The organism is Niveibacterium microcysteis, from assembly GCF_017161445.1.
Taxonomy (GTDB): Bacteria; Pseudomonadota; Gammaproteobacteria; order Burkholderiales; family Rhodocyclaceae; genus Niveibacterium; species Niveibacterium microcysteis.
This window is the reverse complement of record NZ_CP071060.1, coordinates 2,664,619-2,679,470: the sequence shown is the minus strand read 5'-3', so window position 1 is coordinate 2,679,470 and position 14,852 is coordinate 2,664,619. Positions and strand designations below refer to the sequence as shown.

Annotated in this window: 7 protein-coding genes; 1 reads left to right on the top strand and 6 read right to left on the bottom strand. The window is 66.9% G+C overall.

Features of this window, described 5'->3' with window-relative positions; genetic code table 11:
• Nucleotides 1-10: 10 nt before the first annotated feature.
• Both JY500_RS12145 and JY500_RS12140 read right to left on the bottom strand, forming a co-directional pair.
• Complete coding sequence (locus JY500_RS12145) at nt 11-727, bottom strand: hypothetical protein (protein ID WP_172199409.1); 717 nt, start codon at nt 725-727, stop codon at nt 11-13.
• Nucleotides 728-828: 101 nt separating this feature from the next.
• Nucleotides 829-1,617: a gamma-glutamylcyclotransferase family protein gene (locus JY500_RS12140; RefSeq protein WP_281391146.1), complete on the bottom strand. Its 789-nt coding sequence runs from the start codon at nt 1,615-1,617 to the stop codon at nt 829-831.
• A gap of 288 nt (nt 1,618-1,905) precedes the next feature.
• Here JY500_RS12140 and JY500_RS12135 point away from each other — a divergent pair, with 288 nt between their 5' ends.
• A complete protein-coding gene (locus tag JY500_RS12135; protein ID WP_206252648.1) occupies nt 1,906-4,305 on the top strand; it encodes an alkaline phosphatase family protein in 2,400 nt (799 codons plus the stop codon).
• Nucleotides 4,306-4,380: 75 nt separating this feature from the next.
• Here the strand turns inward: JY500_RS12135 and recD are convergent, their stop codons facing one another.
• From recD to recC, 4 genes are all read right to left on the bottom strand, one after another.
• The gene (gene recD, locus JY500_RS12130; protein ID WP_246479604.1) at nt 4,381-6,189 is read right to left on the bottom strand and encodes an exodeoxyribonuclease V subunit alpha; all 1,809 of its coding nucleotides are present in this window, start codon (nt 6,187-6,189) and stop codon (nt 4,381-4,383) included.
• Between the two features lie 132 nt (nt 6,190-6,321).
• Entirely contained in the window at nt 6,322-6,864 is a 543-nt protein-coding gene (locus tag JY500_RS12125) for a GNAT family N-acetyltransferase (RefSeq protein WP_206252646.1), read from the bottom strand.
• A gap of 904 nt (nt 6,865-7,768) precedes the next feature.
• Nucleotides 7,769-11,461: an exodeoxyribonuclease V subunit beta gene (gene recB, locus JY500_RS12120; protein ID WP_206252644.1), complete on the bottom strand. Its 3,693-nt coding sequence runs from the start codon at nt 11,459-11,461 to the stop codon at nt 7,769-7,771.
• Nucleotides 11,458-14,778, bottom strand: coding sequence for an exodeoxyribonuclease V subunit gamma (gene recC / locus JY500_RS12115; RefSeq protein WP_206252642.1), 3,321 nt, complete (start codon nt 14,776-14,778; stop codon nt 11,458-11,460). Before recC ends, recB begins: the two co-directional genes overlap by 4 nt.
• Nucleotides 14,779-14,852: the final 74 nt, after the last annotated feature.

Genomic DNA, 14,852 nt, shown 5'->3' with positions numbered 1-14,852 from the left:
GTTGCGAGCCTTAGCCCGCAAAGACCTGCGCAATACGCGCGCCGTAGGCTTCCGCTGCGATGTCGCGCAGCGGCTCGCCATGACCGCACAGCGCATGCTTGAAGCTGAGTTCGCGCAGGCGCGAGAAGTCGTCGCCCTTCGGCTCGCTGACCTGCATCCACACCGGGCCGAAGTTCGCCCGCTGGAAGAAGCCCATGCCGGCCATCATGTCGCGCGACTCGTTCGAGAAGAAGTCGTCGGGTTGCACCCAGTTCTGCAACGCGTCGCAGGCGACCAGGATGCCGCCCGCGCGGTCGATGTGCAGGATCGCTTCCGGCAGTTTTGTGGTTTTGAATTCGAAGACGCTGCAGCCCTTGAAGGGCACTTCACCGCCGGGCACGAGGTCGACGTCCGCCGTCAGGCCGCCTTCGTGCTGCATGCCGGGCAGGGCCCAGAAGCGCGCGCCGTAACGTGCTTTGTAGAACGCATCGTCGCGGCCATGCAGCGAACCGATCTTCACGAGATTGACCACGCGCCCGAGGGCTTCGAGCTGTGCCAGACCCGCGTCGTCAAGCCGCACGGAGTTGATCAGCGTAAGTTCGTCGCCATCGCGCACCACCGTCATGTTGCGGCTGAAGTGCCAGTGGGCGTTCATCAGCTCGGTCTTCATCGTGCCGGTGACGAAGAAGACGTCGGGGAACACCTCTTCCAGCGGGCCGTGCGGCAGGGGTGGTGCGTATTGATCCATGGCAAAAAACCTCGCGATTGTCAGGGGCTACAGGGTACTTCGCAGCACGAACTGCCGCAATCGCAAAACACGCCGTAATCAAGTAGTGGCGCGCCGATGCCTCAGTCGTAATGGTAGCGACCGACGTATTCGTACTCGTCGCTGTAGGCGTGCAGGTATTCGTCGAGGTAGGCGCGCTGTGCGGGCGTCAGGCGGTTGTGGCGGATGTCGTCCAGCGTCTCGCTGCCGTCGGAGTGATCGAGCCGCTTGAGGTGGAAGAGCGTCATGTCGCGCCCACCGAAGAAGCCCTTCAGGAAGTCGTGCTGCCAGCGGGCACCCGACATGTCGAACACCGAGCCGGCTAGCGCGGTGTAGAGCGGATGGTGGGCAAGGCTCGCCGCGTCAAAGTGCGGGAAGTCGCCAGCCGGGGGCGCGAAGGGGGCAACCGGCTTCTTGACGTGCACCGGCGTGGCGCGCAGCGCGGCGATGTAGTCGGGGTCGAGTTGTGATGCCTCCGCGCCGTTGAGCAGAATGTTCAGGTAGCGCTGCGTGGGCCGGCATTGTTCGTCGATGAATGAGGGGATACCGACGTAGGCGGTGGCGGCCTGCAGGCCCCGTTCTGTTTCTACCTGCACCGTGATGCGGTCGTAGCCGTGCCCGTAGGCTTCCGCGGCGTCAAGCAGCGCAAGGTGCTGCGGCTCACACAGATGAAGCACACCCCAGACATGGTCTGCGGGGTGGGGGCTCGGCTCGATATTGCCAACGCCGCCTTCGTGGCGGAAGAAGTGGTGCACGTTGAACCGGAGCCGCCAGCCCCGCAGCACGGCGCGCATCGATTCGCGGGGCTCCACACCCTTGGCGCGCAGCGAGCGCAGATCCATGTTCGATCCGTAGCCGAAATACCAGAACACCCCTCATCCTCCGCAAGGCAGACACAGTCAGGTCGAGGTTAGCACGTCGGTTTCCTTGCCCGCATTTGACCAGGCCGCGCACGTCGGAGATTGAAAGGGCGTCGGGTGACTTGACGCATGGGATCGGGATTGGGCCCAACAGTCCAGGTATTTTTCACGTGCGGAATGTGGTGCGAAAACACGTCGACGCCTTAAGCGCCTGCTAAGCTGAAACGGATCGCGCCGCGAGTGCGCGACACCATAACAACACGGCTGTGCGACGCGCGCGGCCCCCTGCGGAGAATCACGATGACCACGCACAGCCCAGCCGTGCCCGTTTCGCACGACTACCTGATCAGCCGTTCGGACACAGACGATGCCTACGCGATGTGGCGCATCAATCTGGATGGGCCCGATCTGCTGCAACGCATGCCGCTGAAGCCGGACGCCAAGTTCGATCGCAGCCATCAGATCCTGTCGATCGGGCGCTATCTGCTCGAATGGGGGCCGGTGGCGCTGGAGGCCTATCAGGCAAGCTTTCCGTACCGGCTGTTCGAGTTCGATCCCGCCAGCGACGACCCGCTCGCCGGCGCGCCTGTGCAGAAGGGGCTGTGGCCGAAGTCCAAGTTCTGGTGGTCGCGGCCGGATTTCGGCAACCCCAACGGCGCCGCGAAGAGTTTCGACTCCGGCAAGAATCTGATGCTCGTGCCGATGGGCGGCTTCGTCCTCAACCTGATTCCGCAAGCAGGGCGCGGCACTTTCCAGCTGTGGAACTTCGACCCCAATCCGGTCGCGCCGTGCCAATCCGATCCGCTTCCCAAGCCTTACTCACCGCAAGGTGCTTTTGATTCCATTGCGGCCGGCCATGAGCTGATTCCGTTCGGCAACTATGTACTCGATCGCGTGGCCGCGACGGGCGACTACTGGGTCTGGAGCTTCGATCCGGGCAACGAATTCCCGCTGGCACGCCCGAGCATCCAGCATGGCCGCTGGGCAGACATCGACGCCAGTCATCAACTGGTTGCAATCGGCGAACATGTGCTCGATTGGGTGCCTGCCGATCGCAGCTACCGCCTGTGGCGATTTGATCCGCGCTCGGCCAATCCGCTCACCGGGCCGGTGCGCAGCGGCGTGCTGCCGGCGGACTTCGATGCGCATACGACGCTGACGGCGATCCAGTCACTGCGGCCCGTTTGCGAACAGCGCAAGGCGGTGCCGGGCACCGTCGACTTCATGCGCGACAAGATCAAGCATGTCGTGTACCTGATGCTAGAGAACCGCTCCTTCGACCATGTCTGTGGTTGGCTGTACGAGAAGGGCGAAGCCGGCATCCACTTTGTCGGCAACGATGCGCCCTTCGACGGTGCGAGCACGGAGATGTTCAACGTCGGCACCGACGACAAGGGCGCCGAACGCAAGGTCTATCTCAGCCAGTACAAGGACGGCAAGCTCAGCGATGACTGGTCACTCGACTTCCTCACCGTGGATCCGTATCACGACCATTCCGACGTGATGCGCCAGTACTTCTACAAGAACCCCCACGGCTACGCCGAGCGCGCCACGCCGGACATGGGCGGCTTCGTGTGGAACAACGCATCCGATTCGGTGATGCTGACCTACAGCCCGACGCAACTGCCGGTGCTCAACGGGCTTGCCAAGCACTACGCCGTGTCCGACGCCTGGTTCAGCTCAATGCCGGGCGCGACCGATTCGAACCGTGCATTCGCCTTTTCCGGCTCCGCACTCGGTCAACTCAACAACTTCCAGAACGGTGCGCAGTACGTCGACTGGCCGGATACCTGGCATCGCCAGTCGATCTGGAAGGTGCTGTGGACCAACGGCTACACCGACTGGAAGATCTACAACTCGATCGAGTGGATGGGCTTCGTCCATACCTACCACCTGTATCTGCAGGGGCAGATTCCCGCGGTGGACGCGAACCCCTCGGCGCACATCGCGAGCATCGAGCAGTTCAAGGCCGATGCGCGTGCAGGCAAACTGCCTGCGTTCAGCTTCCTGGAGCCGGTCTGGGTCGGCTCGGCTGGCACAACGTCCTACCACCCGGGGCCGGATGTGATTCCTGGCGAACAGGCGCTGAACGAATTGTTCAACGCGATGAAGGCAGGGCCGGCGTGGAACGAGACGCTGTTTGTCATCACCTTCGACGAGCACGGCGGCATCTACGACCATGTGGCGCCGCCGTATGCCGAGAACCCATGGCCGAACGACATCGTGGATGGCTACCGCTTCGACATGATGGGCGTGCGCGTGCCGACGATCCTGGTGTCACCGTGGATCAAGGAGAAAACGGTCTTCCGTTCATCCACGCCAGTTCATTACGACGCCACCTCGATCCTTGCCACGCTGTTGCACTGGTACGGCATTCCGAAGACCACCTGGGCGCTGGGAGACCGAACCGATCGTGCGCCGACCTTCGAAGCCGTGTTCCAGCGCACGACACCGCGCACCGACGCGCCGGAGCTGACGCCGCCGTACGACAGCGATTTCCCGCGTGAAGGCAAGCCGAATCCGGATCTCGCGCTCAACGATCTGCACCGCCTGATGACGCCTCGCATCATCTGGGCCATCGCACGCGGCAAGCTCAGCGCCGCGGAGGCAACCAAGGTGTCGGACGACATACTCGCCCGCGCCACCAACCTCGCGACCCTGCATGCCTTGATCGACGACTTTGCGAAGCGGATGGCCTGAACGCGGCGCCCTGTTGGGCAACTGACACCAGCCAGGCTGGGCGCGATCTGCCTGCCTGGCTGGCGCCGCCGCGCGTCAGTGTGAGCCTTGCATCAACTGCCGCCCCAGTCCGCTCCGCCGTCGTGTCGGCTGGGCGCAGGCGGCGACGAAGACTTCGCCATTCCCAGAGATTTCGACGGCCGATGCGGCCCGCGTGACCGCGGTGTAGGCCAGCTCGCGCGTCATCACTGCTGCGGCGCTGGCCGGCAGCAGCAGATGCACGCGCTCGAACTCGGAGCCCTGCGATTTGTGCACCGTCATCGCGAAGGCGTCGGTATGTTCGGGTAGGCGGCTCGGCGTCAGCCGCCGCCAGGTGCCATCGCTATCGGGGAAGGCGACGGCCAACTCGCCCCCCGGCCCCGGCACGCACAGGCCGATGTCGCCATTGAACACGCGCAGCGCATAGTCGTTGCGCAGGATCATCAACGCACGGCCTCGGTACCACGGGCTGCTGCTGGCCGGCGTGGTCAGCCGGCGCACGCGCTGTGCAACGAAGTCGTTGATCGCCATCACGCCGCGCGGCCCCGCCTGCACCGCGCACAGCACGCGGAAGCGATCGAGCGCGCGCATCAACGCGGCCGGGTCATGGCCAGCCGCTTCGTCAAGCAGCGCCTCGAAGTAGGGCGCGTAGCCCGCAAGCACGGCCGCCAGGCTCGCCGCGCTGGGCGCTTCACCTGCGTCATCGATCCAGCGTACCGACTCGTCGGTGCCTGCCTGCATCCAGTCCAGGGCCTCCACACCGCGGCCGGCGTTGATGTCTGATGCGAGCCGGCCAATGCCGGAGTCTGCGCGGAAGCGGCGGCTTTCGGTCAGCCACACCACCGAGTCCGGCAGCGGTGCAACGCCGCTGGCGATGTCGCGAAGGGCGTCGGGCTCACCTCCGACAAGGGTCGCGAGTTCGGCCGCGCACCGATCGCTGAAGCGCTGCCCGGCAGAGAGCTCGGCAAACACCGCGCCTGCCTCCACCGCGGCAAGCTGATCCTTGTCGCCGAGCAGAATCAGCCGTGCGCCGGTGGGCATCGCTTCGACCAGCTGCGTCGCCAGCGCCAGATCCAGCATCGAGGCTTCGTCGACCACCAAGGCATCGATCGGCAGCGGGTTGTCGCGATGGTGGCGGAAGCGCCCGGCCTCGCTGGTGACACCAAGCAGGCGGTGGATCGTCCACGCCTCGGTCGGCAAGCGTTCACGGATCGCCGAGGGCAGGTCCGCGGTGCGGCGGCGCAGGGTGTCCATCATCCGCGCCGCGGCCTTGCCGGTGGGCGCCGCGAGCGCGACCCGTGTGTCTGGTTGCAGCGTCAAGAGTGCCGCCAGCAGGCCGACCACGGTGTGCGTCTTCCCGGTGCCCGGCCCGCCGGAAATCACCGTCAACCCGCCTTGCAGCGCAAGTGCCGCGGCCAGCTTCTGCCGGTCCGGCTCGCTGCGTGGTGCGTCGGCGGGGAAGAGTTGGTCGAGCTGGGCGCGCAGGCGCGCGATGTCGGCATCGGCCAGTGCGAACGGCTGCGCCAGTGCATGCAAGGCGCTCGCAAGGCGACGTTCGTAGTCGTGGTAACGCCACAGGTACAGGCGGCCGCTGCCATCGGCGAACAGGGGCGCTGGCTCGGCGGAGGCGTCGTCCGCCACCACGCCGGTTGCCATCAGCGCGGCGTGCAGCTCATCCGGTGGCATCGCCTGCCACGGCGGCGGCAGCGCATCCACATGGGCGCAGACATGGCCCTCGGCGGTGGCGGCCGACACCAGCCGTGCGGCCGCTTCGGCGAGCGCGACGGCCGGCTCGCTGGCGCCGGCGCGCTGTGCCCAGCGGGTGATGTGGTGGGCGAAGCCGTCAGGCAGGGGGGAAGTGGGCATCATTGGAGCCCGCTTTCGAGATGCACTCGGTTCGATCTTGCTTCGACGGTGGCCAGGGTGGATCGGCGCCATGGCGCCGCAGAGAGCTGTCTGCGGGTCGTACGCAATTTGAATACGTTGTCGTTGAGCGTTCTAGAAATCATCGCGGCAAAGCCCGAATACAGCGGTGTCACGTGGCGTCGTCGAGATGTTCGGACGAATTGTCGCCATTCTTAACGTGCCTTCATGCGCCAGCCCCGATCGACCGAGCGTGGCGATCGAGCGAGCGTTCTCAGCATCCGTTGTGGCACAGATCCTGAAGATATTTGGCTGGCGTTTGGCCCATCTAACGATTAGGGATGCTGCAGCCAAGGCCAAACCCTTGCCCCAGAACACGGGGAGCAAAAAGTAGCCGAAATCCGCCGTGCTGCCTCTCACCCGCAAGGTGATGCATCCGGCGATAGTGCGTTCGTTCGCAGGTTCGATGACCCAATGGAACTCCTCTCCTGAATCCCACCGGGCGGCGCAACCCGAAAAGAATCCCTCGGTCTCCGATACATCGGTGTGTCGTGACCATTCCATGAAATGCGTGACTGCGTCGCTGCTCGTTGCGTCAAAAACGCTTCGAGCGTCGGCCGCCGTTGAACGCCTTAGCCGGACGAGGTCGTTGGCGAGGACGGCAGGTGGATGGCTCATGGCTTGACGTTCGGTTCATCGACGAGCATTTCGATGTGGGCCGGGAAGGTTGGGCTGAGTCGCGCGAAGCCCTCCTTTGGGGGGCGGCTTGCGATGGGTGTTGGTGATTTGCTGGCGTGCGTTGGCCGGGAGTCCGTCCCGGCGGCCGGGTTCCTTTCTCTTGCTTGCCCAAGAGAAAGGAACCAAAGAGAAGGGCACCCGGCGTTCGCGGTCAGGCGCAAGCGCCTGACTTCCCTCGCGTGCTCGCGAAGTCGGGCGGCTGCGGAACTCGGCCCTGCGGGCCTCAGACAGTCCTCGCCGTCGTCGCTTCGCGCCGATCCCCCGACCGCGCTGCGCCACTCGGCGCTCTCGACGGGACCCAAAGTCAAAACCATCGGTTGATCGACGCGTGCGGGTTGTTCGTAGCCTGGATGGAGCGGAGCGGAATGCGGGGCTGCCGTCGCTAGCGGTGCAACGGTACTTGCCGGATGCCGGCCTTCGTCCCGTATCCGGGCTACGAGAACATCGAAACGGTCAATCGTCGACGCCTTTCGATCCCCCTCTGAAACGCCGAGCAGCGCAGAAGCATCGGGTTCCGACGCGCGGAGCGCGGCGGTGGCGAGCACTGTCCGAGCACCGAGCGAAGCGAGGGCGAGTTGCGCAGCCACCCGATGGTTCGAGCAGCGCAGGGCACCGTGCGCGTAGCGCGCGGCGTTGAAGCGGGGGGCATTTCTTTGCCTACTTTCTTGTTGCCACAAGAAAGTAGGGCGCCCGCCGGGGCGCGACCCGGCTTCAGCGGACAAACGATCGCAACGCGACACCGCCAATCGCAAGCCGCAAACACAGCAACGTTGGGCTTCGCAAAGCTCAGCGCAACCTACGACCGTGTCGCTAGCCGCTTCGCGAAGCGTCAGTGCGTGGCCGGTCATAAGGTCAAAACTCCGCCATCACCACCACCCGCAATCAAAGCGTCCAACGCTTCAATATCCGCGCGACTCGGCCGCCTGAAATACACCCCGGCCTGAGCGCCGTCCTCAGCCAACCACCCCGGCCGTACGCCCCGAACAAACAAATACAGCGCCCCCCCGATGTGACTGTCGTAGTCGTAGTGCGGCAGCCGTAGCTTCAAGTGACGGTGCAGCGCGACGAGGTAGAGCAGGTATTGCAGGTGGTAGCCGTGCGCGGCCATCGCGTCGGCCAGCGCTTCGCCGCGGTAGTCGTCGGCGTTGAAGCCGAGCATGTTGGATTTCCAGTCCAGCACCCAGTAACGGCCTTCGTGCTCAAACACCAGGTCGATGAAGCCGGAGAGGTAGCCGTGCAGGCTCTGGAAGCCCAGCGGCGGCATGCGGTAGCCACGCTCGGCGAGCCAGGCGTTGAGGCGCGCGGCGCTCAAGGTCGACGCCGGCAGGTTGAAGCCCATTTCGATGAGTCGCTTCTTCATCGGAAGCTCTGTCAGGCGCAGGCCGGCTGGCAGCGGTGTGCTGACGACGTCGCGGATCAGGCCGGTGAGTTGGGCCACCTGACGAGCCTGCTCGCCACGGCTGCCTTCGATGCCGCGTTGCGGGTGATCGCGCAGCGCGGCGCGGGCGGCGGCGTCCCAGCTTGCCGGGTCGGTGAAATCGGCTCGCTCGAAGGCCGCGTGCATGCAGTCGCCGGCCGATGCGCCACGCGGAAAGTGCAGCACGTCGTCGGGCGGGATGCTCGCCGGCGTCGGGCCGAGCGGGCGCGGCGCGGCGAGGGCGTCATGGTCCTGCTCGGCACCGTGGGCACTGGGCGCGCCTTGCACGAGGCGGCTGAAGCTGCCGATCTTCCAGGCGTCCGGAATGTGCGCGGGCGCAGGCAGGGCGGTGAGCTGGTCGAGCGCCGGCGCGGCGATATCGAGCCGGGCTGCGGCCCCAACGGGCAGCGGTGTCAGCGCGATGTCGCCAGCGGCGGCTTCTGCAATGCGCTGCCATGCGGCGTCGATCTCCGTGGCAGGCGCCTCGCCAGCGTCCCACACCTGCTGATCGCTGCCCACGCCGGCCGCGATCCAGTTCAGCACGCTGCGCGCCGATTCCTTGGTGCTGACGCTCTTGCCGGCGGGCTTGAGGTAGTTGCCGACGACGACGTAGCTGCGGAACACCGCGCGGGTCAGCGCGACGTAGGCGAGCCGCACGTCTTCGGCGGCGCGTTCGCGTTTGCGGGCCTGCTTGATCGTGTCGTCGTCGCCGGCTTCGGGGCGGTAGTCGAGCACGATGCGGCCGTTCGCGTCGTGGTATTCGACCGCGTCGCCGCTGGCATCGCTGCGGCGGTGACCGTCCCACAGGAAGGGCGTGAAGGTGATCGGGTATTCCAGCCCTTTGGACTTGTGAATCGTAACGATCTGCACCAGCTTGCGGTCAGATTCCAGGCGCAACTGCGCAACCTCTTCATGGCGATCGGCCTGCAACTGGTCGGCAAACCAGCGCATCTGCGCCTCGGGCGAGCGATGGGTATCGCTGGCCTGTTGCAGCAACTCCGCCAGATGAAGCAGGTTGGTGAGGCGGCGTTCGCCGTCGCCGGCCGCGAGCATGCGGGCGACCACGCTTTGCGCGGCATCGTCGCCGGCCAGCCAGCGGCGCAGCATCATGCCGATGCCGCGGTTGTTCCACAGTTCGCGCCACTCGGCGAAGCGGGTGACCTGCGCCTGCAGGCGCGCTTCGTCGTGATCCAGCGCGGCGAGCGCTTCGGCGGTTTCGCCCATCAGCGTGGTGGCGAGGGCTGCGCGCAGCAGGCCAACGCGCGCAGGCTCGCGCACCGCGTGCAACACGCGGGCGAGCTCGGTGGCTTCCAGTGTCTGGAACACGTCGGACTGCGAGATCTCGACACTGGCAACGCCGACCTGCGCCAGTGCGGCTTTGATCAGCGCGGCCTGCTTGTGGCTGCGCACCAGCACCGCAATGTCCGCCGCAGCGAGCGGGCGGCCGCCGATGCGGATCTCGCCGCGCTGGCCGGCAGCGAGCAGTCGCGCGATTTCGCTGGCGCAGGCCGCGGGCACCTGAGTCATCGCCGCGCTGCGCAGCATTGCACCGCCGGCTTCGCCGAGTGGCAGTTGCCACAGGTGCAGTGCCGCGTTGGGCGTGCCGCTCTCGTCGCTGAAGACCGGGCGCGGCTTGGCGCCGACCCGCACGGTTTCGTAGCCCAGCTTGGGCAGCACGAAGGCGCCGGGGTTGGCGTTGAACAGCGTGTTGAGCGCTTTGATCAGCGGTCCGGTGGAGCGCTGGTTCTCGCGCAGCGTGTAGCGATGCTGGGCCGCGTCGCCGGCGGCAAGGTAGGTGTGCAGATCGGCGTTGCGGAAGCTGTAGATTGCCTGCTTCGGGTCGCCCACGAGGAACAGCGGCCCCGCCGGATCGCCGGCATAGATCTTCGAGAACACCTCGAACTGCACCGGGTCGGTATCCTGAAATTCGTCGATCAGCGCGGCGGGGTAGTGCTCGCGCAGCGCGGCGGCGAGCCACGGGTTCGCGCCGGAGGTGAGCGCGCGGTGCAGGTTGGCGAGCATGTCGTCGTAGGCCACCACCCGCGCACGCCGCTTGGCGGCACGCAGTGCATCCCCCGCGGTGGAAAGCATGCGGCGAATCAGCCCAAGGCGCGCATGTTCGAGCGCCTGTTCGGCACTGATCCGGGCGGCGACCAGCGCCTCGGCCGCTTCGAAGAACGCGTGTTCCGGCGCGGTGCGGTTCTTGTTCAGCTTGCCTGCGATGAAGCCGGTGCGCATCAGACGCAGCGGCGACTTCTCGCTCGACGGCGCGACGGCGGTGCTCAGTTCGTCGCCGCTGTCGAACCACGCTTCCCACTCGGCCGCACTGGCGTCGATCAGGTGCGGCTTGTACGACGCTGCGTTGAGATCCTTCGCGGCGGCGGCTTGTTTCAGCACTTCGGCTGGCGGCGGGACGGCTGCAAATGCGGCCCGCGCTTCGTCGAACAGTTGCCGGAGTTTATCGGGCGACGGCGCGTCTTCTGGCGCCACGGGCCATTCCACTCTTGCCAGCGGGCGCGCGAGCGATTCGCGCAGCAGCTTGGCCCAGGTGTCCGGCGTGTCCTTGCGCAACAGCAGCCATGCGGCAAGGGAGGGCGGCAGGGTGTCGATGGCGACTTCGCGCCGCCAGAAGTCGGCCACCGCTTCGCGGATCAGCGCGTGGTCGTCGGGGGTGACATCGAGCTTGAACGGCAGGCCCGCCGCGAAGGGCGTATCCGCCAGCGCACGCTGGCAGAAGCCGTGGATCGTGAAGATCGCCGCTTCGTCGAAGGTCTGCAAGGCCAGTTCGAGCTGGCTGCGCAGGCGTGCCTCGTCCGCGACGCCGCTTGCACGCACCGCGGTGAGCAATTGCGGCACGAAGGGGTCGCCCGCCCTGCCGCGGCCGTCGAGGTGGGCGAGCGTTTCGACGATGCGCTGGCGGATCCGCTCGCGCAGTTCCGCAGTGGCGGCCTTGGTGAAGGTGACGACGAGAATCCGCTCGACCGGCAGGCCGTGTTCGAGCAAGAGCCGCAGATACAGGCCGCAGATGTTCCAGGTCTTGCCGGTGCCGGCCGAGGCTTCGATCAGGCTGATGCCGGACAGCGGGCAGGCGAAGACGTCGAGATCGCGCAGCGTGCTCATGCCGTGCGCTCCGCGTCGGTGATCAGCAGGCCGAACACATCCACCGCGACTTGCTCGAATTCTGCATCCAGCGGGTCGGCGACGCCGCGCAGCGCGAACTGGTAGTGCGGGTCTTCGTTCTCACCGGCGAACATCGCGCTCTCCCACTTCTTTCGGGCTTCTGAGAGGCGTTGGCCGCTCTCCACATAGGCCCAGGCACTCTTCGGGTAGAAGTGCAGCGGCCGTGTCTGGCCGAGGCGATACCAGCCAAGCAGGCTTTGCAGGTGGGCGAGCGCGCTGGCGGGGGCCAGTGGCGCCAGGGTCAGCGTCTCATCGCTGGCGAGGTGCTGCGTGCTTGCGACCACGCCGCTCGGCGCGGCGGCACAGAGCACCAGGTGATGCAGGATCGCCTCAACGCGGTCGGCCGCGCGCAGGGCGTCGAGTCGGTAGCGGTACTGACCGCTCGCGCGCAGCCCGGCGAGGTTGCCGCTCAGGCGCCATGTCTCGCCGGCCAGATCGAAGTTCAGCGCGATGGGCACCGGCGCCAGCGCCGCTTCGTCGCGCAGAGGTTGCAGCTTCTGCGAAAAGGCGGCGAGCTGCGCCACCACATCGGCCCGCTGCACGTTGCCTAAGGCGCCGTGCGGATATTCGTTACCCGCTGCGACGCGGGCGCGCAGTTGATCAATCGAACTGCCGGCAAGTACGTCAGCCTCCAGCCGCTGGAAGAGGGCACGGATGCCTTCGTAGTCGGCGACGAAGGGTTCCTCGTCCGCCAGCGCGTCTTCACCCTTGGCGAGCTGGATGCCGAGCCGCTCGCGCAACAGCGAACGCGATGGGTTGCGGAAGAAGCGGATGAAGTGGTCCAGCGGCACGTCTCGCAGTGAAGCGTCGATGGCGAGTGGGGTGGTGAAGAAGGGCGGGGCCGTGCTGGTTTCGTCCTGCGCCTCGCGCTCATCGTCCGCATCGGAAGACGAAGGCCCGAGCGGCGTTCCGGGCGCGCGCTGTGCGTTGGAGAGGCCCGCGCGCAGCGCGTCGCAGAGTTCTGCGTTGTGGCTGTGCAGGCGGGGGTCGGCGCCGGGCAGGAAGAGATCCAGCGCGAAGGGTTGCAGCGGGTGTTCCACCAAGAGCCGGGCGCGCGCAGCGGCGATGGCCTCCGGCGAGGTATCGGTCGCGGTCAACTCGGCGAGCGCATCGAGCAGTTCCGCCACGAGTACCGAGGGCGGCAGCGCGGCGTTGTCGCGCAGGCTGCGGCCGGTGTAGGCGAGGATGAAGTGATCCCGCGCGCTGAGCAGCAGGTCGAGGAACAGGTTGCGGTCGTCGAAGCGGCGCTGGCGGTCGCCCCGGCGCGGGTGGCGCGCGAGCAGATCAAATTCCGCCGGGCGGTCGGTGCCGGGGAAGGCGCCGTCGTCCATGCCCAGCGCGCAGACCACCCGGTAGGGCAAGGGGCGCAGGCTGGCCATCGCGGCGAAGGTGACGCCGCCAGTGGGCACCCCGCCGCGCGCAGGCTGTTCGAGCAGATCGGCGAGCGCGCGGATCACGATGTCTGGCGTAAGGTCGGCGTCGCCGGCCGCATCCATATGCCGATGCAGCTCGGCCATCGTGGCGCGCAGGGTGCGCAGATCTTCCGCCCATTCGAAGCTCGGGGGGATGTAGCGTGCGAGCAGCTCGTCCAGCTCACCGCGCCAGGCTTCGGCGCTGCGCGGCGTGCGCCAGCGCAGCCGCGTGTCGGCCAGATCCTGTACGAAGCGCCAGAGCTGGCCGAGCGCCTGCGCGGCTTGCCCTTCGGGATTGGCGGCGCCGGTTCGGCCGGCGAACACGGCGTCGTCGCCGAGCGCGTAGGCGAGGAAGAGCCGCTCCAACCCATCGGCGAAGCTGTGCACATCGTGTTCCGGCAGGCCCAGTTCGCCGCGCTGGCGGGCGTCGAGCCCCCAGCGGATGCCGGCGCTGGCGACCCAGTCGCGTACCGTTTCGAGTGCCGCGTCGTCGAGCTGATAGCGCGCCGCAATCGGCGCGAGTTGCAGCAGATCGAACACCGCGCTGGCCGGGAAGCGGCCCGGCAGCAGATCGAGTAAGGCGGCGAGCGTACTCGCGACGACGTGCTCGCGCGTCTGGCCGCGGCCGGTAATGGTGTAGGGGATGCGCCGTGCCGGCGGGGCGGTGCCGAACACGGCGTCGATCAGCGGCGCGGCGGTAGCGAGATCCGGCACCACGACCAGCACATCGCTCGGCCGGATCGGCGAGCCCGGCGCGGCTGAACTGGCGCCAAGCAGCGCCAGAAGCCGGTCCTGCAAGGCTTCGAGCTGGCGGGTGAGCGAATGGCACACATGGACTTCGATGCTGCGGTCGTCCGCTTCCAGGGCGAAACTTGCCGGCCCCAATTCCTGCAGGTCGAGTACGGCGTTCTGCACATGGCCCAGCAGCGTGGCGGCCGTGGCTTCGTCGAACCGGCTGTCGGCTTCTTCAAGGGCGTCGTCGTTTTCGAACAGCAGGTCGATATGAGCCTGCGTCTGCCGCCCCCAGGCAGCGAGCAGGCGGTTGCCGACCTCGTGAAAGTCGGACCGGCCCTGCGCGGCGAGAAAGCTGAGGCGGCGTGCCGGTACGATTTCGAACCAGTGCTCGCGGCAGGGATTGAGCACGTAGAGCTGCACCTCGCGGTAGTCCGCGAAGGCGCGCAGCAGGTCAAGGTGCAGCGGGGGCAGGGCGGGCAGGGCGAATACATGCACCGGGCCGCAGTCGGCCGGCGCGGCGGCGCGCTGGGGTTGTTCCTGCAACAGGCGGATGAACGGGTGCTGCCCGGCGACGCCCAATGCGCTGGTCACCCGGCGCCACAAGTCACCCAGCCAGTCGGCAGTGTCGTGATCGTTTCCGGCGGGCAGCGGCAGTGCGCGACGCAGTCGCCACTGTTCCACCCAGTCGGGCCGGTAGGTCACGGTGTCTGTAAAGACGCGGGCGACTTGCTCGGCGAGTTCGAAGCGCATCACCGCGTCGGCATCGGCAAGGTAGCCGGCAACGCCGGGGTGACTGCGCACGAAATCCCCGTCGTTCAATTGCACCAGAATCGCCCATGTCAGCCGGCCGGTGTCGAGCGGTGAGCGCTCTGGTGCCGGCATCCACTGCCCGACCTCCTGCCACAGCCACTGGCCGAGGAAGGGAAAGTCCACTTGGGCGCAGAGCCCGAAACGGTCCGCCATGTCGAGCTCGATACGGCGGCGCACGGCCGTATTCGGCACGATGACCGTCTGCCGGTCGAACGGGCCGGGCTGCTCGGCCTGAAGGCGGGCAAGCAGGATCTGTTCAAGGGTTTCGATGCGGTTGGCGAAGCTGACGCGGATCGGCATGGGGCAAGTCTATCGCGAGCCAAGCTCGCCCGATGAGCCACGCCGCGTGGGGCGTGGCAGCCCGTGCGCAAAGT

Excerpts from the sequence above, each read along its gene's own strand:
- JY500_RS12135 (WP_206252648.1), top strand. The coding sequence starts at position 1,906 with ATGACCACGCACAGCCCAGCCGTGCCCGTTTCGCACGACTACCTGATC.
- JY500_RS12125 (WP_206252646.1), bottom strand. The coding sequence starts at position 6,864 with ATGAGCCATCCACCTGCCGTCCTCGCCAACGACCTCGTCCGGCTAAGG.
- JY500_RS12145 (WP_172199409.1), bottom strand. The coding sequence starts at position 727 with ATGGATCAATACGCACCACCCCTGCCGCACGGCCCGCTGGAAGAGGTG.
- recD (WP_246479604.1), bottom strand. The coding sequence starts at position 6,189 with ATGCCCACTTCCCCCCTGCCTGACGGCTTCGCCCACCACATCACCCGC.
- recB (WP_206252644.1), bottom strand. The coding sequence starts at position 11,461 with ATGAGCACGCTGCGCGATCTCGACGTCTTCGCCTGCCCGCTGTCCGGC.
- recC (WP_206252642.1), bottom strand. The coding sequence starts at position 14,778 with ATGCCGATCCGCGTCAGCTTCGCCAACCGCATCGAAACCCTTGAACAG.